This window comes from Croceicoccus sp. BE223 (assembly GCF_031457155.1).
Lineage (GTDB): Bacteria > Pseudomonadota > Alphaproteobacteria > Sphingomonadales > Sphingomonadaceae > Croceicoccus.
On record NZ_JAVDWB010000004.1, the window covers coordinates 246,884 to 272,932 of the forward strand.

General features: G+C 65.5%; 32 protein-coding genes. 29 read left to right on the top strand and 3 right to left on the bottom strand.

Going from position 1 to position 26,049, the window contains the following annotated elements; all coding sequences use genetic code 11:
• Positions 1-7 precede the first annotated feature (7 nt).
• Complete coding sequence (locus J2X37_RS10620; protein ID WP_310020945.1) at positions 8-226, bottom strand: hypothetical protein; 219 nt, start codon at positions 224-226, stop codon at positions 8-10.
• Positions 227-262: 36 nt separating this feature from the next.
• Between J2X37_RS10620 and J2X37_RS10625 the strand changes: the two genes are divergently transcribed.
• Genes J2X37_RS10625 through J2X37_RS10645 form a run of 5 tightly spaced genes read left to right on the top strand, consistent with a single transcriptional unit; the run spans position 263 to position 2,514 of the window.
• Positions 263-868 carry an MT-A70 family methyltransferase gene (locus J2X37_RS10625; protein WP_310020948.1) on the top strand — a complete coding sequence of 202 codons (606 nt, stop codon included), beginning with the start codon at positions 263-265 and terminating at the stop codon, positions 866-868.
• Complete coding sequence (locus J2X37_RS10630; RefSeq protein ID WP_310020951.1) at positions 865-1,257, top strand: hypothetical protein; 393 nt, start codon at positions 865-867, stop codon at positions 1,255-1,257. The genes J2X37_RS10625 and J2X37_RS10630 overlap by 4 nt, the downstream gene beginning before the upstream one ends.
• Positions 1,254-1,538 carry a hypothetical protein gene (locus J2X37_RS10635; RefSeq protein WP_310020954.1) on the top strand — a complete coding sequence of 95 codons (285 nt, stop codon included), beginning with the start codon at positions 1,254-1,256 and terminating at the stop codon, positions 1,536-1,538. Before J2X37_RS10630 ends, J2X37_RS10635 begins: the two co-directional genes overlap by 4 nt.
• Positions 1,538-1,939, top strand: coding sequence for a hypothetical protein (locus J2X37_RS10640; protein WP_310020957.1), 402 nt, complete (start codon positions 1,538-1,540; stop codon positions 1,937-1,939). The genes J2X37_RS10635 and J2X37_RS10640 overlap by 1 nt, the downstream gene beginning before the upstream one ends.
• The gene (locus tag J2X37_RS10645; RefSeq protein WP_310020959.1) at positions 1,936-2,514 is read left to right on the top strand and encodes a hypothetical protein; all 579 of its coding nucleotides are present in this window, start codon (positions 1,936-1,938) and stop codon (positions 2,512-2,514) included. The genes J2X37_RS10640 and J2X37_RS10645 overlap by 4 nt, the downstream gene beginning before the upstream one ends.
• A gap of 44 nt (positions 2,515-2,558) precedes the next feature.
• On the opposite strand, the gene J2X37_RS10650 is transcribed toward J2X37_RS10645, so the two are convergent.
• Positions 2,559-3,344, bottom strand: coding sequence for a hypothetical protein (locus tag J2X37_RS10650; RefSeq protein WP_310020962.1), 786 nt, complete (start codon positions 3,342-3,344; stop codon positions 2,559-2,561).
• 53 nt (positions 3,345-3,397) lie between these two features.
• On the opposite strand from J2X37_RS10650, the gene J2X37_RS10655 reads away from it, so the two are divergent.
• The 24 genes from J2X37_RS10655 (at position 3,398) to J2X37_RS10770 (ending at position 25,306) form a co-directional block, all read left to right on the top strand.
• Entirely contained in the window at positions 3,398-5,272 is a 1,875-nt protein-coding gene (locus J2X37_RS10655) for a phage/plasmid primase, P4 family (RefSeq protein WP_310020965.1), read from the top strand.
• 353 nt (positions 5,273-5,625) lie between these two features.
• Positions 5,626-6,114 carry a hypothetical protein gene (locus tag J2X37_RS10660; RefSeq protein WP_310020968.1) on the top strand — a complete coding sequence of 163 codons (489 nt, stop codon included), beginning with the start codon at positions 5,626-5,628 and terminating at the stop codon, positions 6,112-6,114.
• A 494-nt stretch (positions 6,115-6,608) separates the two neighbouring features.
• Positions 6,609-6,965: an HNH endonuclease gene (locus J2X37_RS10665; protein ID WP_310020971.1), complete on the top strand. Its 357-nt coding sequence runs from the start codon at positions 6,609-6,611 to the stop codon at positions 6,963-6,965.
• A 153-nt stretch (positions 6,966-7,118) separates the two neighbouring features.
• On the top strand, positions 7,119-7,490 hold the full coding sequence (locus tag J2X37_RS10670) for a hypothetical protein (RefSeq protein ID WP_310020974.1): 372 nt from the start codon (positions 7,119-7,121) through the stop codon (positions 7,488-7,490).
• A 7-nt stretch (positions 7,491-7,497) separates the two neighbouring features.
• Positions 7,498-9,231 carry a terminase TerL endonuclease subunit gene (locus tag J2X37_RS10675; protein ID WP_310020978.1) on the top strand — a complete coding sequence of 578 codons (1,734 nt, stop codon included), beginning with the start codon at positions 7,498-7,500 and terminating at the stop codon, positions 9,229-9,231.
• Complete coding sequence (locus J2X37_RS10680; RefSeq protein WP_310020981.1) at positions 9,231-10,517, top strand: phage portal protein; 1,287 nt, start codon at positions 9,231-9,233, stop codon at positions 10,515-10,517. The genes J2X37_RS10675 and J2X37_RS10680 overlap by 1 nt, the downstream gene beginning before the upstream one ends.
• Positions 10,507-11,373 (top strand): head maturation protease, ClpP-related, encoded by an 867-nt coding sequence (locus J2X37_RS10685; RefSeq protein ID WP_310020984.1) that lies wholly within the window; start codon positions 10,507-10,509, stop codon positions 11,371-11,373. The genes J2X37_RS10680 and J2X37_RS10685 overlap by 11 nt, the downstream gene beginning before the upstream one ends.
• Positions 11,374-11,383: 10 nt before the next feature.
• A complete protein-coding gene (locus tag J2X37_RS10690) occupies positions 11,384-12,643 on the top strand; it encodes a phage major capsid protein (RefSeq protein WP_310020986.1) in 1,260 nt (419 codons plus the stop codon).
• A 104-nt stretch (positions 12,644-12,747) separates the two neighbouring features.
• Positions 12,748-13,041: a hypothetical protein gene (locus tag J2X37_RS10695; RefSeq protein WP_310020988.1), complete on the top strand. Its 294-nt coding sequence runs from the start codon at positions 12,748-12,750 to the stop codon at positions 13,039-13,041.
• A 24-nt stretch (positions 13,042-13,065) separates the two neighbouring features.
• The gene (locus J2X37_RS10700; RefSeq protein ID WP_310020991.1) at positions 13,066-13,650 is read left to right on the top strand and encodes a hypothetical protein; all 585 of its coding nucleotides are present in this window, start codon (positions 13,066-13,068) and stop codon (positions 13,648-13,650) included.
• Complete coding sequence (locus tag J2X37_RS10705; protein WP_310017722.1) at positions 13,647-14,027, top strand: head-tail adaptor protein; 381 nt, start codon at positions 13,647-13,649, stop codon at positions 14,025-14,027. Before J2X37_RS10700 ends, J2X37_RS10705 begins: the two co-directional genes overlap by 4 nt.
• The gene (locus J2X37_RS10710) at positions 14,027-14,653 is read left to right on the top strand and encodes an HK97 gp10 family phage protein (RefSeq protein WP_310020993.1); all 627 of its coding nucleotides are present in this window, start codon (positions 14,027-14,029) and stop codon (positions 14,651-14,653) included. The genes J2X37_RS10705 and J2X37_RS10710 overlap by 1 nt, the downstream gene beginning before the upstream one ends.
• Positions 14,650-15,051: a hypothetical protein gene (locus J2X37_RS10715; protein ID WP_310020995.1), complete on the top strand. Its 402-nt coding sequence runs from the start codon at positions 14,650-14,652 to the stop codon at positions 15,049-15,051. The genes J2X37_RS10710 and J2X37_RS10715 overlap by 4 nt, the downstream gene beginning before the upstream one ends.
• Positions 15,052-15,068: 17 nt before the next feature.
• Complete coding sequence (locus J2X37_RS10720; protein ID WP_310020997.1) at positions 15,069-15,215, top strand: hypothetical protein; 147 nt, start codon at positions 15,069-15,071, stop codon at positions 15,213-15,215.
• Between the two features lie 67 nt (positions 15,216-15,282).
• Positions 15,283-15,732 carry a hypothetical protein gene (locus J2X37_RS10725; RefSeq protein ID WP_310020999.1) on the top strand — a complete coding sequence of 150 codons (450 nt, stop codon included), beginning with the start codon at positions 15,283-15,285 and terminating at the stop codon, positions 15,730-15,732.
• Positions 15,733-15,835: 103 nt separating this feature from the next.
• Entirely contained in the window at positions 15,836-16,258 is a 423-nt protein-coding gene (locus J2X37_RS10730; protein WP_310021001.1) for a hypothetical protein, read from the top strand.
• Positions 16,259-16,266: 8 nt separating this feature from the next.
• On the top strand, positions 16,267-16,632 hold the full coding sequence (locus J2X37_RS10735) for a hypothetical protein (protein WP_310021003.1): 366 nt from the start codon (positions 16,267-16,269) through the stop codon (positions 16,630-16,632).
• 22 nt (positions 16,633-16,654) lie between these two features.
• Positions 16,655-20,629: a hypothetical protein gene (locus J2X37_RS10740; protein WP_310021006.1), complete on the top strand. Its 3,975-nt coding sequence runs from the start codon at positions 16,655-16,657 to the stop codon at positions 20,627-20,629.
• A complete protein-coding gene (locus J2X37_RS10745) occupies positions 20,626-21,522 on the top strand; it encodes a hypothetical protein (protein ID WP_310021008.1) in 897 nt (298 codons plus the stop codon). Before J2X37_RS10740 ends, J2X37_RS10745 begins: the two co-directional genes overlap by 4 nt.
• Positions 21,522-22,469 carry a hypothetical protein gene (locus J2X37_RS10750; RefSeq protein WP_310021010.1) on the top strand — a complete coding sequence of 316 codons (948 nt, stop codon included), beginning with the start codon at positions 21,522-21,524 and terminating at the stop codon, positions 22,467-22,469. Before J2X37_RS10745 ends, J2X37_RS10750 begins: the two co-directional genes overlap by 1 nt.
• A complete protein-coding gene (locus J2X37_RS10755; protein ID WP_310021012.1) occupies positions 22,469-23,368 on the top strand; it encodes a PKD domain-containing protein in 900 nt (299 codons plus the stop codon). The genes J2X37_RS10750 and J2X37_RS10755 overlap by 1 nt, the downstream gene beginning before the upstream one ends.
• A complete protein-coding gene (locus J2X37_RS10760) occupies positions 23,365-23,511 on the top strand; it encodes a hypothetical protein (RefSeq protein WP_310021014.1) in 147 nt (48 codons plus the stop codon). The genes J2X37_RS10755 and J2X37_RS10760 overlap by 4 nt, the downstream gene beginning before the upstream one ends.
• Complete coding sequence (locus tag J2X37_RS10765; protein ID WP_310021016.1) at positions 23,511-24,125, top strand: hypothetical protein; 615 nt, start codon at positions 23,511-23,513, stop codon at positions 24,123-24,125. The genes J2X37_RS10760 and J2X37_RS10765 overlap by 1 nt, the downstream gene beginning before the upstream one ends.
• Positions 24,122-25,306, top strand: coding sequence for a hypothetical protein (locus J2X37_RS10770; protein ID WP_310021018.1), 1,185 nt, complete (start codon positions 24,122-24,124; stop codon positions 25,304-25,306). The genes J2X37_RS10765 and J2X37_RS10770 overlap by 4 nt, the downstream gene beginning before the upstream one ends.
• Here the strand turns inward: J2X37_RS10770 and J2X37_RS10775 are convergent.
• Positions 25,296-26,030 carry a class I SAM-dependent methyltransferase gene (locus tag J2X37_RS10775; protein ID WP_310021019.1) on the bottom strand — a complete coding sequence of 245 codons (735 nt, stop codon included), beginning with the start codon at positions 26,028-26,030 and terminating at the stop codon, positions 25,296-25,298. The genes J2X37_RS10770 and J2X37_RS10775 overlap by 11 nt on opposite strands.
• Positions 26,031-26,049 lie beyond the last annotated feature (19 nt).

The window sequence follows — 26,049 nt, forward strand, 5'->3', positions numbered from 1 at the left end:
TCTCTCACTACCGCGGCGGCGTCACGGGCAGGAATTTCGGGTCGGCTTCCGGAAATTCATCGGCCATCTCGGCCAGCGTGAGCGGGACCCCGTCCAGGGAAGCCTTGTTCACAAGCCCGGGTGCCTCACCCCAGCCAAGGCCCGGATTGAACGCCCATGCGCGGCTGTTTGCCACGTCGACCGCGACGGCGCGGCATTCGACTTCGAAGAATTTCAGGTCGTTCATAGCCCGCGATTGTGCGCCCGTTGGCGGGGTGATGCAATGAGCGCTGGCTATCGCGTGATCTATGCCGATCCGCCGTGGGCATTCCGGACGCATTTGGGTGTCACCCGGACGCCGACGCAGAAGAATTTCAATGAGGCGGCGGACCATTATCCGACGATGACCATCGACGCGATGGCCGCGCTGCCGATTGCCGAGATGGCGGCGAAGGACGCGGTGCTGGCGATGTGGATCGTCGGCAGCCACTGCGACGTCGCGCTCGACCTGGCGCGGGCGTGGGGGTTTCCGACCTTTGTCACCGACCTGTTCTACTGGGCCAAGCAGAAGCTGATCGCGGCGGACCAGATCGACCTGTTCACCGGCGATATCGCCGAGCCGCCGATGTCGATGGGCTATTACAGCCGCAAGCAGGTGGAGCCGGTCTGGCTGTTCAAGCGCGGCAAGGGCGTGCCGGTGCTGGCGCATGACGTGCGGCAGCTGATCGTTGCGCCGCGATCGACGCACAGCCGCAAGCCGGTCGAGGCCTATCGCCGCATCGAGCGCCTGTTCGGCGACGTGCCGCGCGTCGAGCTGTTCGCCCGCAACACCCGGCCCGGGTGGGATGCCTGGGGCAACGAAGTCGGCAAGTTCGGAGAAGCGGCATGACCCGCCTGACGGCCGAGCAGCGCAAGGCGCTGCTGCTGTTCGAGCGCGCGGCGCTGGCGGCGCAACCATGCCCGACCAACGAGGACGTCGCCGAAGTGCTGGACTGTTCGCACACGAAGGCCGGCGTGGTGGTGGCGGACCTCGACGCTCTTGGCCTGATCCGGGTGACCCGCGAGGGGCGAACCCGGACCGTCGAGATCGTCGCAACGGGCCTGCGCACGGCGCCGACGCGGCGCTGGCAGTTCATCAACCGGACGACCTACGATCGGGCTGAACGCAATCCCGCGGCGATCCTGCAGTATCACACCGGCTGTGCGTGGTGCGGGTGCCGGGTCGACGTGTGCTCTTGCCGCGACGGCAAGGCGGCGCGCGGGGAGATGGCGGCGTGAGCCGGGTGGCGCGGACCTTCGGGCAGGAGCTGTTGCGGTTGTCGCAAGGGCATCCCGACGTGCTGCCCGCGCCGTCGCGTGATGCGCAGGCGGAGATCGGGCCGGTGGGCCTGAAGACGCGGGGCGCGGTCTATGCGCTGGCGCGCGACATCGCGGTGCATGCACAGATCGCGGCGGAGCTCGCTGTGGCGGGGCCGGGGTGCGACGTGGCGCGGGCGCGGGCGAAGCTCGACCAGATCCGGGCGATGCTGGGGCCAGGGCCGGAATCGGGGCGCGACTGATGGATCGCATCTTCTCTTCCGATCCGCTGAATGCGACGGCAGGACGGGTCACGGCCCGGGGCATGCACTGGGATCCCGCCCTTACACCTCCCCCCCAAGTGCGCCATCATGTCTCGCCCCCGGCTGTGATCCCACCTGAGCATTATCCGGGGGGAAAGGACTTCGAGGATCTGCGCGGGCGGCAGTTCGGGCGCTTCACGGTGATCGGCTTCCTCGGCAAGCGGAACCCGAAGGCGTCCGGCCTGTGGCTGGTTCGGTGTGCCTGTGGCGCGTTCGAAGAGCGCAAGACGAAGATCGTGCGCGCGGCGGCCGCCGACCAGATGTGCTGCAGCTGCAGCTATCTCGAGTACGTCAAGGCGACGGCGCGCGGACCGGTCAAGCGGGCGGGGAGTGCAGGATGAACCATCTGCCGCCCCTTGAGCGCGAGATGGCGCTGGCGTTTCAGGCTTTGCCGTTTGCCGCCATTGGCATGCTTGAGGCGCTTGGCGTGCCGTTGGCGACGATCGGGGAGTTGTGCGGCGCGGGGATGCTCGGCCGGGCGCGGGTGGAGATCACCGGCGACGGGCTGTGGCATCCCGACGAGGGCGGCGAGCCGCGGCTGTTGCTGGCGGTGCACGATGGCGCATGGCTGGTCGATATCGTCGCGCTGTCGAGCGCGGAGCCGGACAGTTGGGCGCTGCGCACCGGGCATGGCGCGATATTGGGCGCGCTGGCGCTCGACCGGGCGGTGGCTTGCGATGGCGCGGTGCGGCTGCACGGCAATCCGGTCGCCTGGATGGCGGCGGGGTGCGAGGGGATTTGCGTGCTCGACTGGGGCCGCGCGGCGCTGAACCGCCTGCGCGGCGCGGGCGCGGGCGTGACGCTGGTCTGCGACGACGCGATCGGCGCGGCGCGGCTGCGCCAGGCGCTGGCCGTGGGCGGGCTGCCGATGGTGGCCAGCGCGATGGATATGGATCGGGGGAGGGAAGCGGCGTGAGGTCTAGGCTGGCGACAGGTGGGGAGGTGACGTTGAAGATCCCGTCAAGCAGCGTCCTTTTCGGTCACACCGTCAATGCTTTCGATGTAGTAGCTTGCGACCTCGCCACCAGCGGTTCGTACGACGCCACTGACAAAGAAGAACATGTCGAACGGCCTTTCGCCATGGATGATCTCGTCCTTGACGCTGTCGTTGGCAAAAATGAGCCGCTTTGGTCGTTTGTCAAAGCGATCGATGTAGCCAAGATCCCCGGCGCGAGCATCGCGAAGTTGATAAAGCGCCAATGGTTCGGCCTTAAAGCGTTCGTCATCTCCAGGCATCGCGGCCATCAGGTGCGTGACGTTCCTGACGATGTCTCCGGCTTTCATGGAATCGATGTAAACATTGTTCTGCACGATCTGGTCGACATCACCATAAAGCTGGATGGGATTTCCATTGAGGGCGGGTTGTACAAAAGCCTTGGCTGCACGGAGCGAAGACTTATCCGCGCGGCGGATATCCGCATCCGACGCAGCATCGCGGCCGAAATTAGCGAGCGCATTCAGGAGCCCCGAGAAGTCGCCCGCGAAAGGAGCGATCGTGTCGAGGGTGAAAGCCACCAAGGCGCCACCGGTTGGATCGACGGCAGAGACGGCAGCCTTAGCCATGCCTTTGAGGATTGCAACGACGCTGCCTTCGCGAATGTGATCGACGACCAGAACTGCTCCAGTGTCGCCGTATCGCCGCCTGTATTCGTCGGAGAGGGCGCCCAGACTCGAGGTGAGCGCCGCCAATTCAAGAGGTTGTTCGGTGGAGTATTTGACCACCAGAACTACGTCATCATCTCTCATCTCTTCCCCCTGACAAAGGACAAGTCGCCGCATCTTTCGGCGAAGTCAATCTGATGACCAAGCGCAACATCCTGTCCGGTGCCGGGGCATCCCCCGCGCCCCCTGCTGGCGCGGCGAACGATGGTTCCGGGGCCGGAGCGTCGTCGGGGGCATCCCGTGGGGGTCAGGGGGAGCAAGCGGACGACGGCGGGCGGATTCGCGTCTGGCCCGACCCGGAGCGGGACCTGGCCTGCGGGCGGCTTGCGCTGACCGACCTGGGCAATGCCGAGCGGTGGCGCATCCGGTATGGCGCGGATTTCCGGTTCTGCCCCGAGCTGGGCTGGTTCGCGTGGGTCGGCACGCACTGGCGGCTGCTGTCCGAAGAAAAGGACAGTTTGCCGGCCGAGCTGATCCGGTCGATCATGCTGACGGTGCGGGCGATCCGCAACGAGGCGGCGCTGATCAAGGCGAGCGGCACGGGGCAAGGCGAGGACGGCCGGCCGTCGCGGGTCGAGAGTGCGTTGCCGCGCAGCTGGTTCGAGGCCGAGGGGCGGCGGGCGTGGTTCGAGGCGCTCGACACTATGGATTTCGTCGCCGCGGTATCGAACAGCAAGGTCACCTATCATTCCGACAAGATCGCGGCCTGGGCGAAGTCCAGCGAGGCCGGCGCGATGGTCGGCCGGGTGATCAAGTGGATCAAGGGTTTTCCCGACGTGGTGGTGAAGCCCGATGAGTTCGACGCGGACCGGCTTGCCATCAATGTCGCCAATGGCACGCTGCGCATCGTGCGCAACAGCGTGAAGCGATCGAGCGCCGAGGTCGAGGCGGGCAAGTCGGTGTGGAAGGTCGACGGGTGGAAAATCCGCAAGGACCCGCACCGGCGCGAAGACCTGATCACCAAGCTGGCGCCGGTGAAATTCGCGCCGGGGGCCAAGTGCCCGCACTACGACGCGTTCATCGCGCGGGTGCAGCCGAGCGCCGACATGCGCGATTTCATCCACCAGTGGGGCGGATTATCGCTGACCGGCGATATCGGTGAGCACAAGCTGGCGTTCTTCTATGGCGGGGGCCGCAACGGCAAGGGCACGTGGGTGGAGGCGATCGCGCACCTGGCGGGCGACTATGCCGGTTCGATCGGCGTCGAATCGCTGGCCGACAATGGCGGCAAGCGGCGCGGCGACCAGGCGACGCCCGACCTGGCGCGGCTGCCCGGCGTGCGGTTCCTGCGCGTGTCCGAACCAGAGCGCGGCATGAAGCTGAACGACGGGCTGATCAAGCAGCTGACCGGCGGCGATCCGGTCGACGCGCGGCACCTAAACAAGGGGTTCTTCACCTTCCTGCCCAGTTTCAAGCTGACCATTTCGGGGAACAACCGGCCTAACATCCGCGACCTGACGCATGGCATGTGGGCGCGCATGCAGCTGGTGCCGTGGAACGTGACGATCCCCGAGGACGAGATCGACCGGCGCTTGTCCGACCGGTTGAAAGAGGAGGCCAGCGGCATCCTCAACCGGTTGATCGAGGGATTGCTGGCGTGGCGCGAGAACGGGCTGATCGTGCCCGAAGAGGTCAAGGACGCGACCCGCGCCTATCGCGAGGACAGCGACCAGCTCGGCCGGTTCCTGTCGCAGTGCTGCGAGGTTGGCGACGATCCGCTGGCGGTGCGCGTGCCCGCGACCGAGCTGTGGCAGACGTTCGAGGCGTGGGTCGAAGCGACCGGCGCGGGCGAGTGGAAGCGCAGGGGCTTTGTCGGCGCGATGACCGACCGGGGCTTTGTCCAGAAGACGTCGAACGGGGTGTGGTGGCTGAAGGTGCGGCTGCGCGACGGGGTGACGGCCACGGAGATCAAGGAAGGGCGGTGGAGCGTGCCGGAAACCGCGCCGCCGCCCGTCAGCGGCGATAGGCCGCCGGATGCGGACGATGACGGGTTCGATCCGTTCGACGCCTGATGCGCCCTGCCGCGCCCGGATAGCGGCGCATGCCGGGGCCCCCGCGCCCCCGTGGCGAGGTGCGGGCGGAAGTTCCGGCGGAAGGCCGCGAAAATCCCGAATGGAAGTCATGAAATCCCGGTTTTCCGGGCACTTGGTGTGCAAATGGAGCCTTGGAAGGCAAATCGCGCATCTTCCTTCATGAGAGAGAGGGGCAATCGTATCGTGGCCAGTTATGTCGTTTTGCCTTCCATCCTTCCATTTCTCCCCCTCAAGAGTGTGAGAATAGAGGAATAATATAAAGGCTTCAGGGTTTTAGATCGGTTTTAGGCAATGGAAGCGTGACTTCCATTTGGGCGTGGAAGGATGAAACGATGGAAGTTCCGGGCGAAAATGGCGGTGTGGTGACCTGGCAGGATGCGGAGGACGCGATGCTGGCGGCGGTGGAGTACCTGGGCGCGATGCCCGACAAGGAGCGGGGCTGGCTGCGCGGTGGGCAGGGGTGGCCGGATATCGTGCGCGACGTGCGGGCGGGCGACTATGGCGACGGGCAGGGCCATGGCGGCGATGCCGCGCCCCGGCGGCAGCTGGGCCGCAAGGAGATGGCGGTGCTGGACCGGATGATGCTGGGCCCGCGGGCTGCCTGCCTGGCCGTGCCGGAGGAGCACCGGCGGCTTGTCGGGCGGGTGCTGATCGCCAAGCTCGACCCGCGCGGCGACGTGTTCCGCTGGGAGCGCATCTGGATGGCCGAAGGTGGCAAGCGGTGCGGGGTGACCAGCGACGCGCTGCGGATGCGGTATGAGCGGGCGATCGGGAAGGTGGCGGTGGCTATGGAGCGGGCGACGTCGGGCGCTCGCACGTAGAGTTGCGTGACTGCGCTCCACCATCTACTTCGCGCCAACTATTCAATCCGCGGCGTTCTAGGAGATCCGGTGCACGAACTTAGGTATAAGCCGACAGCATATCACCCAGCGAAAGAGCTGAGGTGCGAAATGAATATGGTGAGTCGCGTTAGCATCGAAGATGATGGCGAGTACTGCAGGGTGTTTTTCGTTGATGAGCGGGACGCGATGATCTTCAAGCTGGTCTTCTCTGAGAACACCATAAGCTAGTTTCCCCACTTTCGGCTCTGTAACCCGCAGAAGTCCTGCGGGGACGCTGTCAAGCCGTTTCCATTTCCCCAGTGAAATATAGGGTGTTCGTTTCCCCACCTTTTCGGGGGTATCAGGAGATACGCTGAGGCGGGCCTGCGTCGGCCTCGGGGTATCCTCTCCCAGACTTGGCGACTGCGACCGGCCAGTTTCCCCCCTTTGTGGCGGCCGGTCGCAGTCGCCATCCTTTCGGCAGGAGCGCGCACGTGGGTCGGCTCAAGGCCATGCCGTCGCGGCTTGGCAGGCCAGCGTCGCGGGTGCGGGCAAGGCCGAAGGTGGCCGAGGGCTTCTACCAGTCGGCCGAGTGGCTCGACTATCGGCGGCGGCATCGGGACTGGACGCGGGCGCAGCACGGCGGCGTGTGGTGCAAGGTGTGCGGCGCGGTGCAGCGGCTGATCCTGGACCACCGGGTCGAGCGGTCGGACGGCGGGGCGGACTTTCCGCCCTTCGAAGAGGCGGACTGGCTCTGCACGCCCTGCCACAACCGGAAGACGGCCGAGGCCAAGGCGCGGCGGGTGCGAGGCGAGGCAGGACGGGGGGTGGTCGAAAGTTCAGGGGGTTGACGGCACCTAGACCGCATCCCGTCTCATCTGGGGATTTTTTTCTTGGGCGATGGAATTTCGGACGGGCAGGTTGACCTGTTCGGCCTGCCAGTGTTGCCGGAGAAGGGGCGGGGGCGGCCGGCGCATGTCTGGACGCGGGAGAATTCCGACGTTGTGAACCTTTTGTTCGCCTGCGGTCGCAAGCCGATCGAGATCGCGCGGGTCCTGAAGGTCAGCAAGCCGACGTTCTACAAGCATTATTTTAACGAGATCGCGAACGCGGGCCACGCGCCGCTGATGCTCAAGGGTCGCCAGCTCGCCCGCCTGAACAAGGCGGCCGAGGAGGGCAACGTCGCCGCCGAAAAGGCGCTGGCCGCGATGGTGCATGCCGAGCAGCAGCGGGCGCTCAGCGAAAAGGTCCAGGAGCGCGGCAAAGTCGCGGCCCCGGCCCCGCGGCTCGGCAAGAAGGAACAGCAGAAGGAAGCGGCGGCCGGTGTGGCCGGGCGCTTCGGCACGCGGCAACCGCCGCCGGCGATGATCCAGTAGGACGCTGATGCCGAAGTGGACGACCGCCTGCCCTGACTGGGCGGAGCGTATCGTCGCGGGTGACAGCCTGGTGCCGGTGGCGCCGCTGTTCCCGGACAAGGCGGCGGACGCGCTGGGCGTGTTCAAGTCGTTGCAGGTCACCGACCTGCCGCAGAAGAAGGACGGAACTTACCCGACGCTGGGCGAGATCTGCGACGAGTTCGTGTTCGAATTCGTCGCCGCGATCTTCGGGGCGGAGGACCCGCTGAGCGGCGCGCGGCTGATCAACGAGTTCATGCTGTTGATCAGCAAGAAGAACGGCAAGTCGATGATCGCAGCGGGCATCATGCTCACCGCGCTGATCGTGAACTGGCGGCACCACCAGGAGCTGCTGATCCTGGCGCCGACGATCGAGATCGCAGGCAACAGTTTCGGCCCGGCATCCGGCATGGTGCGCGCGGATCCGGAATTGTCGGACCTGCTGCACGTGATCGAGCACCAGCGCACGATCCGGCACCGGGTGACGAAGGCGGAGCTGAAGATCGTCGCGGCGGACAGCGGCGTCGTCGGCGGCAAGAAGGCCGGGTTCGTTCTGGTCGAGGAATTGTGGCTGTTCGGCAAGAACCCGAAGGCCGAGGCGATGCTGCGCGAAGCGTCGGGCGGCCTCGCCACGCGGCAGGAGGGTTTCGTGATCTATATCACGACGCATTCCGACGAGCCGCCGGCCGGGGTGTTCAAGGCCAAGCTCGCCTATTTTCGCGACGTGCGGGACGGGGTGATCGAGGACCCGGCCAGCATGGGCGTGCTCTACGAGTGGCCCGAGGCGTTGCTCGAGGCCGAGGCGTACCTCGACCCGGCGATGTTCTACATCACCAACCCGTCGATCGGGCGGTCGGTGACGCAGGACTGGCTCGAGCGACAGCTGGCGATGGCGCAGACCGGCGAGGGCGAGAGCCTGCAGGTTTTCCTCGCCAAGCACCTGAACGTCGAGATCGGGCTGCGGCTCCGCCGGGATCGGTGGGCCGCGGCGGACTTCTGGCTTGAAGCCGCCGATCCTGACCTGACACTGGAATCGCTGCTCGACCGCTGCGAGGTGGTGGTGGCCGGTATCGACGGTGGCGGGCGCGACGACCTGTTCGGCGCGGCGGTCGCTGGGCGCGAGAAGGACACCGGCAGGTGGCTGACTTGGGCGCATGCCTGGGCGCTGGAAATCGCGCTGGAGCGGCGCAAGGACATCGCCCCGGCGTTGCGCGGCTTTGCGGCCGATGGCGATCTGACGATCGTCACGACCGGACAGGAGATCGTCGACCAGGTCGCCCGGCTGATGAAGCGGATCTTCGACGCGGGGCTGATGCCCGAGGTCGGCGCGGTGGGTGTCGACGCCTGGGGCATGGGCGCACTGGTCGATGCGCTCGTCGCATCGGGGTTCGAGACATACGACGAGGTTACCAAGCGGGGCGGTTCGATCACCCCGGTGCGGCAGGGCGTGGGCCTGACGGGCACGATCAAGACAGTCGAGTTCAAGCTGGGCGACGGCATGCTGCTGCATGACGGGTCGGCCCTGATGGCCTGGTGCGTATCGAACGCGCGGGCCGAGTTGAGAGGCAGCAACTTGTACATCAGCAAGCAACTGGCCGGCGCGGGGAAAATCGACCCGTTGATCGCCATGCTCAATGCCGTGCAGATGCTGGAGGCCGGGCCCGTCGCGGCCAACGACAACGTGCCGTCGATTTATGAGACGCGCGGGATGATCGTGATCTGATGGGCTGGCTCGACAGGCTTTTCGGCGCACCCGCGCCACAGCCGCCGCTGCCGGTCAAAGGGTCGGGAATCGCGCGGCTCGCGCAGAGTGGTGGCGAGGTGCAGGCCTACTCGACCATCAACTTGCGCGACGAACACCTGCCCGACTTCCTCCGGGGCGGCATGACGAGCAAGGCCGGGCGGACGGTGAGTGAATATTCCGCGATGCGAAACGCGACGTTCAACCGGGCGGTGAATGTCGTCGTCGGTACGATCGGCATGCTGCCGCTCAACCTGTTTCGCCGCGGTGCAGACGGGTTGCGCGAAAAGGCGACGGACCATCCGGTCCATCGCCTTTTGCGCGTTCAACCGAATCCGGCGCAGACGCCGTACCAGTTCAAGTCGTTCATGCAGGGGCGGGCCCTGCTGTACGGCAATGCCTTCGCCTACATCGTACCGGGGGTCCGCGGGCCGCAGGCCCTGTGGCCGCTGGATCCGCTGCGGGTGACGATCGAGCAGGCCGACGACTTCAGCTTGCAGTATCGGTACCGTCCGAAGACCGGGGGCGAGCGGATCTACAAGCCGTCCGAGATCTTCGACTTGCGGGGTCCATGGTCGGAAGACGGGCTGCGCGGGCACGGTCTCTTGCGGATGGCAGCGGAGGCCCTTGGGTTGGCCGAAATCACCGATGAGGCGGCCGCCCGGCTGCTGCGGAACGGAGCCTATGTCGGCGGCATCCTGGAGCACCCGAAACAGCTGTCGGAGGCCGCGATCGAGCGGCTGAAGCACCAGTTTCAGGATGGATATGCGGGCGTCGAGAATACCGGCCGCTGGATCGTCGCGGAAGAAGGTCTGACCGCGAAACCTCTGGGCGCGAGCGGGAGGGATGCGGAAGGTCTCGCGCAGCGCAAGCACCAGGCCGAGGAGGTGTCGCGGTTCACAGGCGTTCCGCGGCCCCTGCTGATGTTCGACGAGACGAGCTGGGGCACCGGCATCGAGCAGTTGGGTCTGTCGCTGATCACCTACTGCCTGATGCCTTGGTTCGTCGCGTGGGAGGAGGTCGTCGCGCGATCGCTCCTCAAGGAGAGCGAACGCGAGACCCTCTACGTCAAATTCAACGAGGGCGCGCTGCTGCGCGGATCGCTGAAGGACCAGGCGGAATTCCTGTCCAAGGCCATCGGCGGCCCCGGCCAGGGTGGCTGGATGGTGGCCGACGAGGCGCGCGAGCTGATGGACATGAACCCGATGGAGGGCGGGGTCGGCCAGCGTCCGGCCTGGAGCAACGAGGAAACGAAAGATGCGTCGTAACGGATTGCTGAAAGTTCGCGCGGCGCGGCCGCCCGAAATCGTCGAGCTTGGAGCCAGTTCAGATTGGAAGTTTGAGACTACCGCTCTCGCAGCAGACTTTGCGCGCTTTGAGATCCGGGCGCTGGCCTCGAGCACTCCGACGATCTCGATTTTCGACTACATCGGCGACGACGGTGATGGCGGCGGTGTCTCGGCCAAGCGGATCGGCGCTGCGCTGCGCCAGATCGGCGACAAGCCCATCATCGTCGAGATCAATTCCCCCGGGGGCAATTACTTCGAGGGCGTGGCGATTTACAACCTGCTGCGCCGCCATACTCAGCCTATCAGCGTGCAGGTCCTCGGCATCGCGGCCTCCGCAGCCTCGGTGATCGCCATGGCCGGTGACGAGATCGCCATAGCGCATAACGCCGAGATCATGATCCATGAGGCTCGCGGGCTGTTTTTCGGCACGAAGTCGGAAATGAAGGACGGCTTCGAAACGCTGGGCCGTATCGATGATGCGATGACCAGCACCTATGCGGCCCGTTCCGGCCGGGACAAGGCCGAGTTCGACGCCATGATCGCCGGCAAGGACGTGTTCTTCCGTGGGCAGGAAGCGATCGATGTCGGCCTTGCCGACACCCTGATGGAGCGTGAGGCGCAGATGCCGGTTTACGCTGCCGCAGATCAATTCCCGAATGACAAGGCATCACTCGACCGTTTTCTCGCGAAACAGGACATGCCGCGCGCTGCGCGCCGGGATCTGTATCGCGCGATTGGCACGCAAAACGCTGCCGACCTCGCCACGCCCAGCGCTGGCAACGAACCGCAGGCGGACTACTCCCGCCTGCTCGCTCCCCTGACCGTCAAACGATAAGGAATTGACGATGAAGATGATGACCAACCTGCGCGGTACCGCCGCGAAGGGCCGGGGCCTCGTTGCCGTGCGCGCCGAAGCCCAGCCCAAGAAGATCGCATCGATCGAAGACCTCGCGGTCGCCTTCGAAGCATTCAAAGACGTTCACACCCAGGAGCTCAACCAGATCAAGGCTGGCGCCGCCGATGTGGTAACGACCGACAAGCTGGAAAAAATCAACACTCACATCAGCGACATCGAGGCGGCGCTCGAAGGTGTCATGGCCAAGCAGGCCGCTGAAAAGCTCGGCGGCAAGGAAGCTCCGAAGGATCCGGAATACACCGCCGAGTTCAACGCGTACTTCCGCCGCGGACAGGCGACCGATCGTCTCGAGACGATCAAAGCTGCCGCGACCAAGACTGACGGCGAAGGCGGTTATCTGGCGCCGATCGAGTGGGACCGCACGGTCACTGGCCGGCTCAAGCAGGTCTCGGTCATCCGTCAGCACGCCTCTGTCGTTTCGATCAGCGGCGCGGGTTTCAGCAAGGTCTTCTCGGACCGCAACATCGGTTCGGGCTGGGTCGGTGAAACCGCCGCTCGTCCGGCGACCACCACCCCGGCGCTTGCCTCGCTGTCGTGGGCGGTCGGCGAGATCTACGCCAACCCCGCCGCTTCGCAGGGCCTGATCGACGATGCCGAATTCAACGTCGAACAGTGGCTGGCCGACGAGGTCGAGACCGAGTTCGCCAAGCAGGAAGGCATCGCGTTCCTGTCGGGCGACGGCACCAACAAGCCGCATGGCCTGCTGACCTATGTCACGGGCGCGGCCAATGCCGCTCGCCATCCCTGGGGCGCGATCGAGACGATCAACTCGGGCGATGCCGCGCTGCTTACCGGCGACGGCATCCTCTCGCTGATCTACGGTCTGCCCGAGGAATACGAGGCCAATGCCAAGCTGTTCATGAACCGCACCACTGCGGGCGCTGCGCGCAAGCTGAAGGATGGTCAGGACAACTATCTTTGGCAGCCTTCGTTCGAAGCCGGTCAGCCGGCGACGATCGCGGGGGTCCCGATCGTTCACCTGCCGGCCATGCCGACCGTTGCCGCCAACGCGATCGCAGCGCTCTACGGTGACATGGCGGAGACCTACCAGGTCGTTGATCGCATCGGCATCCGCGTGCTTCGCGACCCGTACACGAACAAGCCGTTCGTGCACTTCTACACGACCAAGCGGGTCGGTGGCGGGGTCAAGAACCCCGACGCGATGAAGGCGCTGAAGGTCGCCGCCTGATCTCAGCGACGAGGAAGCGGGCCGGGGTCAGACCCCGGCCCGTCTTTCGATGAGCGGCGTGCGCGCCTCTCTTCGAAGGACGGGGACATCGAAAGGAAAAAACCATGGTTGCCAAGAAGAAGAGCGTCGACACCAGCGACGTGAAGTTGAGCGACGTGCCGGGCGTGGCGGATACCGCAGGCCTGAAGGCCGACGACCTGACCCCCGCGACCGATGTTGCGGCGTCGGGCGCGATGATCGAACCCGAAATCGTCGAGCGCATCGAGACCAGCCATCCGGCGGTGGACAATGCGCCGCGCGCCCGGCAGCCCGCCGTGGCCAACCGGATCGATTTCAACGATCCCACCAAGTCCGAGGCCGAAGCGGTCGCGGACAACCTGGCCGCACAGAACGCCTGACACGACCAACCAGCGGTAGCAGCGATGATCTTCGAACTTCAGCACGTCCCGATGGCGGACGGCTATGGGGAAGCGTTGCTGCCGCTGGCGGAGTGCAAGGCGTGGCTGTCGATCGGCGAGGGCGAGACCGAGTTCGACGACCTTATCGCGGTGTTGCGCGATGCGGCGATCGAGTTCGTCGAGCGGTACTGCGAGGTGAAGCTGCTCGAGACGGCGGGGCAGGTCTGGACCGGGGAAGCGTTTCCCGGCGCTGGGGCTCGGCTTTCGCTGGGTCTGCGGCCGGTGGTGTCGATCGCGGGCGTGACCTGGCTGGATGGCAGCGGCGCGGAGGTGACCGGCACGATCGGCGATTTCCGTCTGCTGCCGGGCGGCGAGGTCGTCGCGGCGATCGGGGGCAGCTGGCCCTCGGATGTCGGCGGCGGGGTGAGCATCACGTTCACCGCGGGCTATGCCGAGGGTGAAGCGCCGAAGGCGCTGCTGACGGCGGCGAAGCGGTTCATGGCGTATCTCTACATGCACCGCGAGGCGGTGATCGTCGGCGCGGTGGCGAGCGAGGCGCCCCTGGGCGTCACGGCGCTGTGCGCGCCGTACCGGCGGGTGCGGATATGATCCGGGCCGGCGAGCTCAACCGGAAGATCAGGATCCAGCGTCCTGTCGCCGACGACTCCTTTGACGGCGCTGGTTCGTCGAATTGGGAGGATCTGACCGAAAACGAGGCGCCGCTGTTCGCGAGCGTGCAAGATTCGCTGCCGAGCCGGGGCGAGAAGCTGGCGGACGGGCTGAACATCGCGACCCGGCCGGCGCGGGTCCGGATCCGGTGGCGGACTGATGTCGCCGCGAACATGCGGGTGCTGATCGGGGAAACCGTCGACGGCGAATGGCAGACGTACCGGACCGCGCAGATCGTGACGCCGCCGGCCGAGCTCGGCTTCCGCAAGGGGCTGGAGTTCATGATCGAGGATTACAGCACGGCGGGGAACGGCTGATGCCGACGGTCAAGGGGCGGGCGGAAGTGCGCGCCTACATGGCCAGCATTCCCGAGGCGCTGGAGACGAAGATGCTTCGCGGTGCAGGCCGGGCGGCGGCGCGTGTCGTCGCCGACGAGGCGAAGGAACGGGTGATCTCGTCCGAGGTTCGCGCGGCGATCAAGGTTTCGACCAAGCAGGAGCAGGCCGGGCAGGTCATCGCAAGGGTGCAGGTGAAGGGTCGGGGCGCCTACCTCGCGCCCTGGCTGGAATACGGGACCAGTCCGCACCTCATCGCGCCAGGGGATTCCGGCTTGAGCGCGCGGGCGCTGAACAAGCGGGCGAAGAACAGCGGTGTGCTGCGGCAGGGTGTGCTGCGGCAGGAAGACAGCGGCCTCGTTCGTGTCGGCGGGTACGAATACCAGGTCGGGCCCCGGAGAGCGCGCACCGAGGACAATGTCCTGCGGATCAAGGACAAGTTCGTCGGCGGGGCGGTGCTGCACCCGGGCGCCCGGCCGCATCCGTTCCTGCGGGTGTCGCTGGACCTGAAGGCCGGCGAGGCGATCGCCGCGGCGCAGGGGTACATCAACGCCCGTATCGCCCGCGAGGGCCTGGGTGGCCCGGACGTGCCGGAGGGCGACGAATGAGCGGCACGAAGATCATCGGCGATCTGCTCATCGCGGATGCTGCGGTGCTGGAAAAGGTGCCGGCGGACCGGATCAAGGCCGGGCAGCTGCCCGACGCGATCGCGTTGCCCGCTCTGCTGGTCCGGAAGATCAGCGGCGTCGAGAGAGTGCATCTGCAGCGGGTCGGGTCGGTCCGGATGACGGAACGCGTCGAGGTCACCGTCCGCGCGGGAAGCTACCGCGAGCAGGAAACGATCATCAGGCTGGTGCGCAATGCCTGCGCCGGGGTGATCGGCACGAAGTCAGGGTTCGACGGCGTCTACGTCGAAAATGCCGGGACGGGCCCCGACCTGATCGGTCCCGGCAACACGTTCGAACAATCACAGGATTTCAAGGTCGGCTTCAACGAGCCGGTCTGAGTGCGAGGAGAATGACGATGGCAAAGACGATCAAGGCAGTTCCGGTCAAGGACTTCAGGGACGCGGGCACGAAGAAGCGCTTCTTCAAGGGCAAGGAGGCCGAATTCACCGAGGGTGAGCACGCCAACTTCCTCGCCGCCGGCCTGATCAAGACCTCGGCCTGACACAAGCTACCCGACCGCGCGGGTATTTCCGGCCGGGTGACCCGGCCCGCCACTGAGGAGAACTACGATGGGCGTTAATACTGCGGCGGGCTCCAAACTCGCCCTTTCGGCCGCCAACCCGGCCACCGAAGATGCGGCCGGTTATGCCGCGCTGACCTATACCGAGGTCGCTTACGTCAGCAACCTGGGCGACATCGGCTCTTCCTATGAGAAGGTCGAGTTTCAGCCGCTCGATGGCCCGAAGCTCAAGCTGAAGGGTCCGCGCGATGAGGGCTCGCTCAATCCGTCGATCGCGCTGGATGATGACGATGCCGGCCAGGCGCTGCTGCGCACCGCGTCGGAAGACGGCACGAATGCCTTCTACTCGTTCAAGATCACCCGCGCCGATGGCGCAGTCCGCTATTTCCAGGGCCCGGTTTTCGGCATGCCGGAGAGCATCGGCTCGGCCAGCGATGTCATCACGGCGTCGCCGACGATCGAGGCCTGCACCGAAGTCATCCGCGTCGCCGCCCCCTGACCCCTTTCCCGGCGGCCGCGCGCCGGTTCCCATGCACTGACCCTCTCCGACCATCGCGGTTGGCGGGGATGGGTCAGTGCACCTTACCGCGAAAGGCAAAACCATGTTCGACATCACGACGCAGTTTCCTGCGGACACCGCCGCGATTCACCTCAAGGGGCTGGACGGCGAGTATCTCTACGACAAGGACGGCAACCCCGTTCGCATCGTCGTCTACGGCCCCGGTTCCAAGCAGTTCTCGGTGATCGAGGAGCGGCAGACCAGTCGCGCGCTGAAGCGTATGCAGGAGAACGACGGCAAGCTCTCCCCGGCGCCTGCCGAACAGCGCGCCAAGGAAGCCGCCGAGGATCTGGCCGCGATCACCGTCTCGTTCGAGAATTTCGATTTTCCGCCCGCCAAGGGCATGCCCGATATCGAGAAGTTCGAGGCGTTCTACGCACACCCGAAATCGGTGCACTTCCGTGACCAGGTCACCAAGGCGGTGAAGACCGAGGGAAACTTCAAGGCCGCCTCCGCAAAGGACTGACGCTCTACGTGCGGCATCTGGGATGGCTCAACGCCGTCCCGAAGCCGCGCGAGGGCAGCAAGCGGTCCGAACACGACGGGCGGCGCAGGATCGAGCGGTTCAAGGACGACGGGATTGTCGCGGCGATGCCGCCCAACCCGGCGCCCCACGTCATCAAATGGCTGTTCGAGATCGGCCTGACCGAAGAGAACGGGATGGGCGAAAGCCCCCTGAGCTGGCGTGAAATCAACGAATGGCAGGCAGCGACGGGTGTGCCGCTGTCGGCCTTCGAAGCCACGCTGATCCGCGAACTTTCCGTCGCGTATCTCTCGCAGAAGCGAAAATCCGACAGCGAAAACAGCCCGCCGCCGTGGGCTGAGAAGATCGACCGATAAAGGACACGTGCACGTGGAAGGTATGCCTTCACTTGAGGTCGGCTTCGCGATCGACACCGGAGGTTCGTTCGAATCGCTGCAGCAGCTGCAGGCCGTTATGGACACCACCGAGGCGAAGGTGGTGGCGGAGGCGGCGAAGATCGAAAAAGCCACGTCCGGCATGGTCAATCTTTCCGGCAGCACGGCCGAGGTGAAGGCGTTCGGCAACGCCTACACGCGCGAGATGGAAAGCCTGTCGCGCAGCAACCGCATCGCGGAGAGCGCGGCCGAGCGCATGATCAAGCAGCTCGACTGGCAGGCCATGACATTCGGCAAGACCGCCCAGGAGATCCGCGAAATGCGGGTCGAGCAGCGGGCGCTGGCGGCGGAATCGCGGGGCCTGACCGACGTCGCGAACCGGTTGCGCGCGGCCAATGCCGAGATCCAGCGGCTTGAAGGCACCTCCAACACCATCAACACGACGTCCGGCAAGACGGCCTTCGGCCTGCGCAATCTGGGCTTCCAGGTGCAGGACCTTGGTGTTCAGTTCGCAATGGCAGCGCAGTCGGGCGATCCGCTTCGCGGCGTGATGATGGCGCTTGTCCAGCAGGGGCCGCAGATCAAGGACGCCATGGAGCAGGCCGAGCTCAGCGTCGGCGGACTGGTCCAGCGTCTCGGCGCTGGTGCCGCGCGTTTCGGTGTGTTTGCGGTCGGTGCTGCGGCCGGCGCTTACCAGATGAAGCAGTTCACAGACTCGCTCAACGACAGCGCCGGCACCGATGCCTTCATCCGCTCGCTTGGCCTGACGGCGGACGAGATCAAGGAGCTGGAGAATACAACGGTCACCTTTGGCGACGTCGCCCTGGGCACTTGGGATGTCGTTTCCGGAGGCATCTGGGATGTGATCGGGCCGGCTGTCACGGCCGCGCGTGGCTGGTTCGACGAGTGGTTCACCCACATGAACGCCGAGGGCGCCAAGCTGATCAACAATGTCGTCGGTTTCTTCGTCGGCGGGTTCAACGCGATCGGCGCGACCTGGTCGCGCCTGCCCGGCGCGATCGGCGACATCGCGACGAACGCGGCGAACGCGACCATCGCGGCCATCAACAAGATGGTGCAGATGGCGGTGAACGGCATCAACGCCCTGATCAACGCGGCGAACACGCTGCCCGGCGTCGACATCGCGACGTTGACCGCTCCGCAGATCGGGATGATCGAGAACACATTTGCCGGGGCGGGGAAGGGCGCTGCGGACGCCTTCACGACCGCGTTCGACGCAGCGCAGACGAACTATTGGGGCGCGTTCACCAGTGCGGTCGGCAATGCCGCGGAGAAGCGGTTTCAGGACCGGATGCGGGCGCAGGCGGGCGAGCTGATCGGGGACCGTCCGGATTCGCCGGGTAGCGCTGGACGCAAGTCCCGGGAAATCGACGAGCTCGCCAGGGCCTATGACCGCGCCCTGAAGGCGGCACAGGGCTTCAACGCCTCGCTCGAGAAGGAAATCGCGCAGTTCGGGAAGGCCGCGATCGAGATCAAGCGCATGGAAGCCGAAACCGCGGCGCTCGCCGCGGAAAAGGCGATCGTCGCCGGTCTGTCCAAGGAACAGGCCGGGGCGCTTCAGAAAGAGGCCGCCGCGATCCGGACGAACGTCACCGAGTGGGAAAGGCTGACCCGCGCGCAGGCAGAGGCCGACTGGCGCCAGAACGTCATCGTGCCGCTGGAACAGGAGCTGGCCCTACTGGGCAAGGTCGGTCCGGAACGCGAGCTGGCGGCGCTCGCCTTCGAAGAGCAGGCCATGAAGGCCCAGTGGGCCAAGGACGGCATCAGCGACGTGAACGCCGCCTGGAAGGAATATTACGCGATCCGGAAAGGCAACATCGACAAGGCGGAGGAGCTCCGGCGGACCGCCGAGGAAGCGGAGCTGCTCAACGACCAGCTGCGGGACATGATCGGGTTGCTCGGCAATCTCGGCAAGGTCGGCGATGCGATCGGCGGCCTGCTCGGCATATTCACCGGCAACACCTCTGCCGTGGGCGGCGTTCTCGGTCAGATCCTCAACATCAAGACGGGCGGTTTCTTTGATGAGGAGATCGACGGCAAGAAGACCGGGGACCGTATCGCGAACACGATCGGGACCGAATTGTCCCGCGTCTTCGGCAAAACGGGACCTTTCGCGCAGACGATGACCAATCTGCTGCAGGGCGCCGGCACCGGCATGCTGGCCGGCAGTCTGCTCGGCAAGCAGTCGACGACGCAGAAGCTCGGTTCCGCCCTTGGCGGCGCTTTGGGCCAGGTCGCCGGCGAAGCGCTGGGCAAGGCCATCGGGGGGCTTGCAGGCAAGCTGGGCGGTCCGCTCGGAGCCATCGCGGGCGGCATCCTCGGCTCGGCGCTGGGCGGGCTGCTGTCGCCCAACCGGTCGGCGGGCGCGAACCTGACGGGGGCGGGTGCCTTCACGGTCGGCGGCAAGGATTCGAAGAACTACGGCATTGCCAGCGATCTGGCCGGTTCGGTCATGGCCGGGCTGGGCGACATCGCCAAGGCTCTCGGCGGCACGTTCAGCGGCGGCTTCAACACCACCATCGGCGTTCGCGGCGATGAATTCCGCGTCAACACCAACGGCACCAGCCTCAAAAAGCAGAACGGCGCGATCGGGTTCGGCGAGGATTCCGCCGCAGCGATCGCCTTCGCCATCCAGGATGCGATCAAGGACGGGGCCCTGATGGGCCTTCGCGCCGGGACGCAGGCGCTGCTCCAGAAGGAGGGCGAGTTCGAGGCCCAGCTGCAGAAGGCGCTCGCGTTCGAGGGCGTGTTCCGAGAGCTGAAGGCGATGACCAGCCCCCTCGTCGTCGGGCTGGAGGACATTGCCGACCGCTTCGCCCAGCTGAAGGAAATCTTCACCGAGGCAGGGGCCAGCGCGGAGGAATTCGGCCAGCTGCAGGAGCTGATGACGCGGCAGCAGCAGGCGCTCATCGACCAGATCAGCGCGAACTACCGCTCCACGTTCTACACCGACGCGGAAAACCTGAAGTTCGCCAAACAGACGATCAAGGATGTCCTGACCCCGCTGGGCAAGGGTTCGGTCGATACCGTCGCCGAATACAAGAAGCTGGTCGAGGCCACCGACGCGCTGACGAATCCCGAACTTTACGGCGCGCTGATGGAGCTGGCCGACGAGTTCGGCGTGATCAAGGATGCCGCCGATGCCGCCGCGGCCAACAAGGAGGCGCTGAAGGCGCTGGCCGAGGCCCTGAAGGCGCAGCGTACGCAGCTGCAGGTCGACCTGCTCAACGCACAGGGCCGCGCGCTGGAGGCCACCGCCATGCAGCGCGCGGCCGAGCTGGCGGCGATGGATTCGTCGCTGCGGACGCTGCAGCAGCAGGTCTGGGCGCATCAGGACCTCGTCGAGGCGTGGGAGCGGCAGAGCGGCGAGCTCAACGCAACGATCAAGACGTTCGGCGACCTAGCGGCTACCCTGCGCGAATTCCGCGACGGGCTTTACCAGACCGACGACGCGACGAGCTCCTACACCCGCCGTCTGGCCGAGCTGCAGCGGGTCGGCGGGCTCGCCTCTCTGGGCGACAAGGACGCGTTGGGGCTGCTGCCCGGCGTCGGGCAGGATTTCCTCGAAGTCGCCAAGCGGCAGGCCAGCTCGCTGCAGGATTACCAGCGCGACGTGGCCCGCGTGGCGCGGTACGCCGACACCGCGATCGGCGCGGCCGACGGCATGGTCAGCGAGGCGCAGGCGCAGCTGGAGGCGCTGGAAGATCAGGTCAGCCAGTTCATCCAGCTCAACGAAACCGCACTGTCGATCGAGGATGCGCTGGAGCGGATGGTGATCGCGCAGACCGCGCCGGCGCAGACGAATGCCGACCTGGCGCCGCGCCTCGATCGCAACAACGAGCTGCTCGAGCGTCTGCACACCGCGATCGAGGCGGGTGCGCTGGCCAGCATCGACACCGCGACGCTCATCCGCCGGGTCAGCCGTAACGGCGTTGCGCTGGCGACGACCGCGTCATGAAGATCATCCTGCCGCTGGAGATCACCGGCGAGAACCTGATCGACACCAACGTCACCGAGACGCTGCCGGTGTGGGATGCGGCGACGGCCTATGTCGAGACGGACCAGGTCCGCGTGATCCAGTCGGACGGCACCGGCATCGCCTATGAAGCGCTGGCGGGCAACACCGGCAAGACCCCCGCCGACAATCCCGCCGAATGGCTGGAGCTGGGCCCGACGAACCTGTGGGCGATGTTCGACAAGAAAGTCGGCACGCGCACGGTGCAGGAAGGGTCGGTCGACGTCACCATCGACGTGACGGGGCGGGCGGACAGCCTGGCGCTGCTGAACCTGACCGGCACGGACGTCGACGTCGTCGTCACCGATGCGGATGGCAATCCGCTCTACGACGAGAACTATCCGCTGATCTCCGTCGACGGCATCGACAACTGGTACGACTATTTCTTCGCGGCGATCGAGATCAACGACAAGCTGGTCCTCACCGACCTGCCGAACAACTACAACACGACCGTCCGGATCACCGTCAACTATGCCGATGCCACGGCGGGCGTGGGCTGGTTCGCGATCGGGCGGCTTGTCGACCTGGGTGTGACCGAGCGCGGGATGGGCATCGGGATCACCGATTATAGCCTCAAGGAAGCGGACGACTTCGGCAACCTGTTCGTGGCTGAGCGGCCCTATTCCGGCACGGTTGGCGCTCGCGTCCTGATCGAAAAGCCGCGGGTCGATCCCGTCTACAAGACGCTGGCGGGCATCCGCGCCACGCCCGTCGTGTGGATCCCGGCCGAAACCTACACCAGTTCGACCGTCGTCGGCTTCTTCCGCGAGTTCAAGATCGCGATCGAGTACCCGACCTATTCCATCTGCAACATTGAGATCGAGGGGCTGACCTGATGGCCGCACCGGAAATTACGACCCCGCCCGATGCGCCGGTGCGGGGCGAAGCTGCTGTCGATTTCGCGTCGAAGGCCGACGCCTTCGTCGCCTGGCTGGTGCTGTTCGTGACGCAGCTGCGCGCGGCGATCGCCTACATCGCGCAGCTGATGGCGGGCGCGCTGAGCTCGACCAGCGCGACGTCAGTGGCGATCGGCACCGGGACGCTGGTGTTCGAGCTCGACACCGAGGCGTCGTTCGTGGCCGGGCAGTCGGTGATCATCTCGGCCGATGCCGACAATTACATGCTGGCGACGATCACCGACTACACGCACCCGGACCTGACGGTGGACGTGCTGTCGGTGACAGGGGCGGGCACCTTCGCGGATTGGGCGATCGGCCTGAACGTCTCGGCAGAAGACATCACGGCGGGCGGCATCGAGGCCGGCGCGCTGGCGATGCGCGACACGATCAACGGCGACGACTGGCTGGGGACCGAACTGTCGGTCGAGGATGGCGGCACGGGCGCGAGCAACGCCGACGATGCGAGGGCCAATCTGGAAGCGCTGGGCGCGGCCACGGCGGCGCAGGTGCGGGCGGGGACGGCCACCGACGTCGGCCTGACCCCGGCCAGTCTCTACGCCGCAGGCGACGAGGTGGCGGTGGCCTATGCCGCGTCGCTCGAGCTGGACTTCGCCACGGGCCGCAATTTCGTGATCGGCCCGCTGACCGCCGACATCATGCTCGAAAACCCGGTCAACGCGATCGACGGCATGTGGGGCGAGATCGCCCTGACGCAGGACGCCACCGGCGGCCGCGAGGCGACCTACGACACGAACTGGCGCTTCCCGGGCGGTGTGGCCGTTGGCGGGGTGCTGTCGACCGCGCCCAACGCCGAAGACATCCTCAGCTACCGGGTGCGCAACGGGCTGATCTACGGCACGATTCGCAAGGGCTTCGCGGTCTGATGTTCGCACCGCCCTTCTTCGGCGATCCGACGGACGAGGCGGCGGTGGACCTCGCCGTGTCCGTCTCGCCCGTCTCGCGCTCCACCGTGGGCAGCACGGCGAGCCTGACCAGCGAGGCGGTGACCGCCGCCCCCGTCGGCGGGACCGCGCCCTATTCCTACGCCTGGACGAAGCTGTCGGGCGGAACGGTGACGGCGAACAGCCCGGCGGCGGCGACGACGACGTTCACGGCGGCGGGGATGAGCATCGGGGAGAGCCGCACCGCCTACTTCCTGTGCACGGTGACCGACGCGGCGACGGACACGGTGACGACGGCGACGGTGACGGTGACGTTCCTGCGCGCCGCGGCGCTTTCGGTTTCGCTCGCCAACCGGTCCCGGAGCGGCACGGCCTCGACGCTCAGCACCACGTACCCGTCGAGGTCGGTGGACGTGGAGGGCGGCGTTCCCCCCTACAGCTATGCCTGGGCGAAAGTGTCGGGCGATGCGATCACGATCGCGGACGAGACGACCGAGACCCCGACCTTCACCGCAACCGGGCTGGCCTATGGCGAAAGCCGCGAGGCGACCTACGAGCTGACCGTCACCGATTCGGTCGGCACGGTCGGCAGCGATCAGGCCGACATCACGATCAGCCGCGACATTGCCACGACCTTCAGCCCTGCGCCGGGCAGCTATGGCGGGCAGAGCGTCACGCTGAGCGCGAGCAACCTGGTCCGGTGGGTCTATACCAAATCGGGCAGTTCGGGCGCGTCGGCCAGCCTCGCCTCCGGCTTTCAGGGCACCTCGATCACCTTCCGGCAGGACACGCCCGGCACAGCGACCTTCACCGTCACCGCGCGGAGCAGCGACAACACGACGGTGCTGGGCACCTGGACGATCACGGTGACCAAGTCATGATGCGGGTTCTGCACGCGGGCGGGCGGATCATCTACCGCCGCGTCGATGGCGTCCGGCGGCCCTTGCTGGTCCAGTCGGCGACGACCTTCGACAGCAGCACCGTCAAATTCGATAGCACCCTTTGGAAATGGGACATGAGCTGATGGCGCAGCAGACAATCAATCTGGGCGCAGGCCCGAACGACAACACCGGGGACGATCTGCGTGCGGGTGGTGAGAAGATCAACGCCAACTTCACGGAACTTTATGCCGAAGTCGCGACGATCCCCGATGCCTACACGGACGAGCAGGTGCGCGATGTTTTCGCCGCGATGGTGCAGGACAGTTCGACCATCGACTTCACCAATAACGACGGCGGCGATACGGCCAGCTTGGCGGTCATTTCGTCCGCGGTGAAGCCGACCGAAAGCATCGTCATCGCTTGTTCGGATGAAACCACGGCCCTGGCCGCCGGAACGGCGAAAGTCACGTTTCGGATGCCCTACGCCTTTACCCTGTCGGCGGTGCGGGCAAGCGTCACCACGGCCCCGACCGGTTCGGTTCTGACGGTGGACATCAACGAAGGCGGGGTGTCGATCCTGTCCACGAAGCTGACCATCGATGCGAGCGAAAAGACCAGCACGACGGCGGCAACGGCTGCGGTGATTTCGGATTCCTCGCTGGCCGATGATGCGGAGATGACAATCGACATTGATGGCGTTGGGTCCACCGTGGCTGGGGCTGGCCTGAAGGTCTATCTGATCGGCACCCGCACATGACGTCTCTGATTAACCCGTTTGTTTTCGGCGGCGGCGCAGAACCCGCGTTCTGGGTGCGGACCTATCGCACGCTGATGCCAGCGTCGGCAGGGACGGAAACGATCTCGGTTCCCGGCCTGACTTGGACGCCCAAGGCGATGCGGGTCATCCATAACGGCGCTGCCGCCGATGCTACGCCCGTTTCCGGCTCGTCGCAGGTTCGCGGCTCTATCGGATGCTACGATGGCACGAACCAGTGGCAGACGGCGTGGGCCAACAGGGATGGTTCATTGGAGCGATCGGCAGACACAGGGATAGTCTGCCGAGCCTTCGCTGCGGGCACGGATCGAACCGTGACTGCCACCGGGTTTGTAGCTGGAGGCGTGGGTCTAAGTCATTCTGGCAGTGCCTCCGCATCATTCATGACCTTCGAGTTTTTCGGCGGGACGGGACTGCAAGCTGCTGCGGGCACGAAAACGCTTTCCAATGCCTCGACCAGCACATTCAGCCCGGGTTTCCAGGCAAAGGCCATATTTCTCGCCTCACCTAATGATTCGACTTGGAATAGTGGCGATACTGTCGCCGCGCAGGTGCTTATCAGCATGGCGTCCTATGATGGCACGACGATCAGGCAAAACCGCTGCTATCATTCGCTTGGAGCAAGCAGGGACACACTCGGGCGGGCGCTTGAAGGGGAGTTCGCAACAGGCGGATCGTCCATTACTGCCGTCGGATCAACGACGTTCACGACGACTGAAACCACCAATGCCACAAATCAGACCGTCGGATGGCTTGCGCTCGGCGGCTCGATCACCGCGTGGGCGGGTATTGTGAATAGCCCATCGGGCACCGGTGACCGCGACATAACGGGCCCCAGCTTTACCCCTCAGTTTGCGGCTCTGGAAGTTTCCCGGCTTACAACCAATAGCGCCCAATCGGATGGCCAGGGGTTTGCATTCGGCCTTTCGTCCATCACCTCCACGGCTCAATACTGCAACCATTGGAGTTCGACGGACGTATTCGGTTCGGGCGGCACCACGACTGACATTGCCGAAGGCGATGATGTCGCAATCAACACTAGCGATCACCGCAGGCTCAACCCCATCGATGGGACGTTCGTCCAATGGAACGCGGACGGGATGCGGCTCAGCATGACGAACAACGTGACCGGCTTGAAGTGGCCGGTGCTATTCATGGGCTGATCGGCTTGGTCGCCACTACGACCATCTGATGACAGTGATAAGGATCTAGCCTTTCCATCATAGGCTGCATCGCCTTGGGGAAAGGATAATAACCGAAGGCGGTCATCTTCGCGTCAAGGCCGAGTATCCGAATGAAGTTCCGCAGCGCCTTGTAGCTGAACACGACAAGGTGCCGGTGGGCGGGCGTGTCGCCTTCCGCCAATTCTTCGAGATTGTGCAGATTGTAGGTCTGCGTGGCGTTCAGGGCGTTGCTGTCGGGGTGAGGGCCGCTCGAAGGCATCTTGCCCGCCAGAATGTTGAAGGCGGTGAAATAGGTGGCAATATTGGGGGTGAGCAGGACCAGCCTGCCGCCCGGTTTCAGGACGCGCTTGCATTCGGACAGCCAAGAGCATGGCATCAACAGATGCTCAAGGACCGATAGGCCATAAACACAGTCGAAGGTTTCATCATCAAAAGGCAGGCGGCGATTCAGGTCGCCCTGAATGACATTAAGACCCTTACTCCGGGCTTCGGCGGCTAATCCCGGCTCCCACTCAACTCCGAAATACTCGTCTTTTGTGATGGGCTTGTGTTGCTGAAGATAGCCGAATTGCTCGCCTCGCGCCGCGCCGCAGTCGAGGATTTTGCTGCCCGGCCTGTGCGCCTCCGCGATCTCTCTTCGCGCAAGACCGTAAGCCCGCTGCATAGTGTTGGAATAGAGGTTGGTCAGGTATCGCTTGATCATGCCGCCTTGTCTGCGCGGG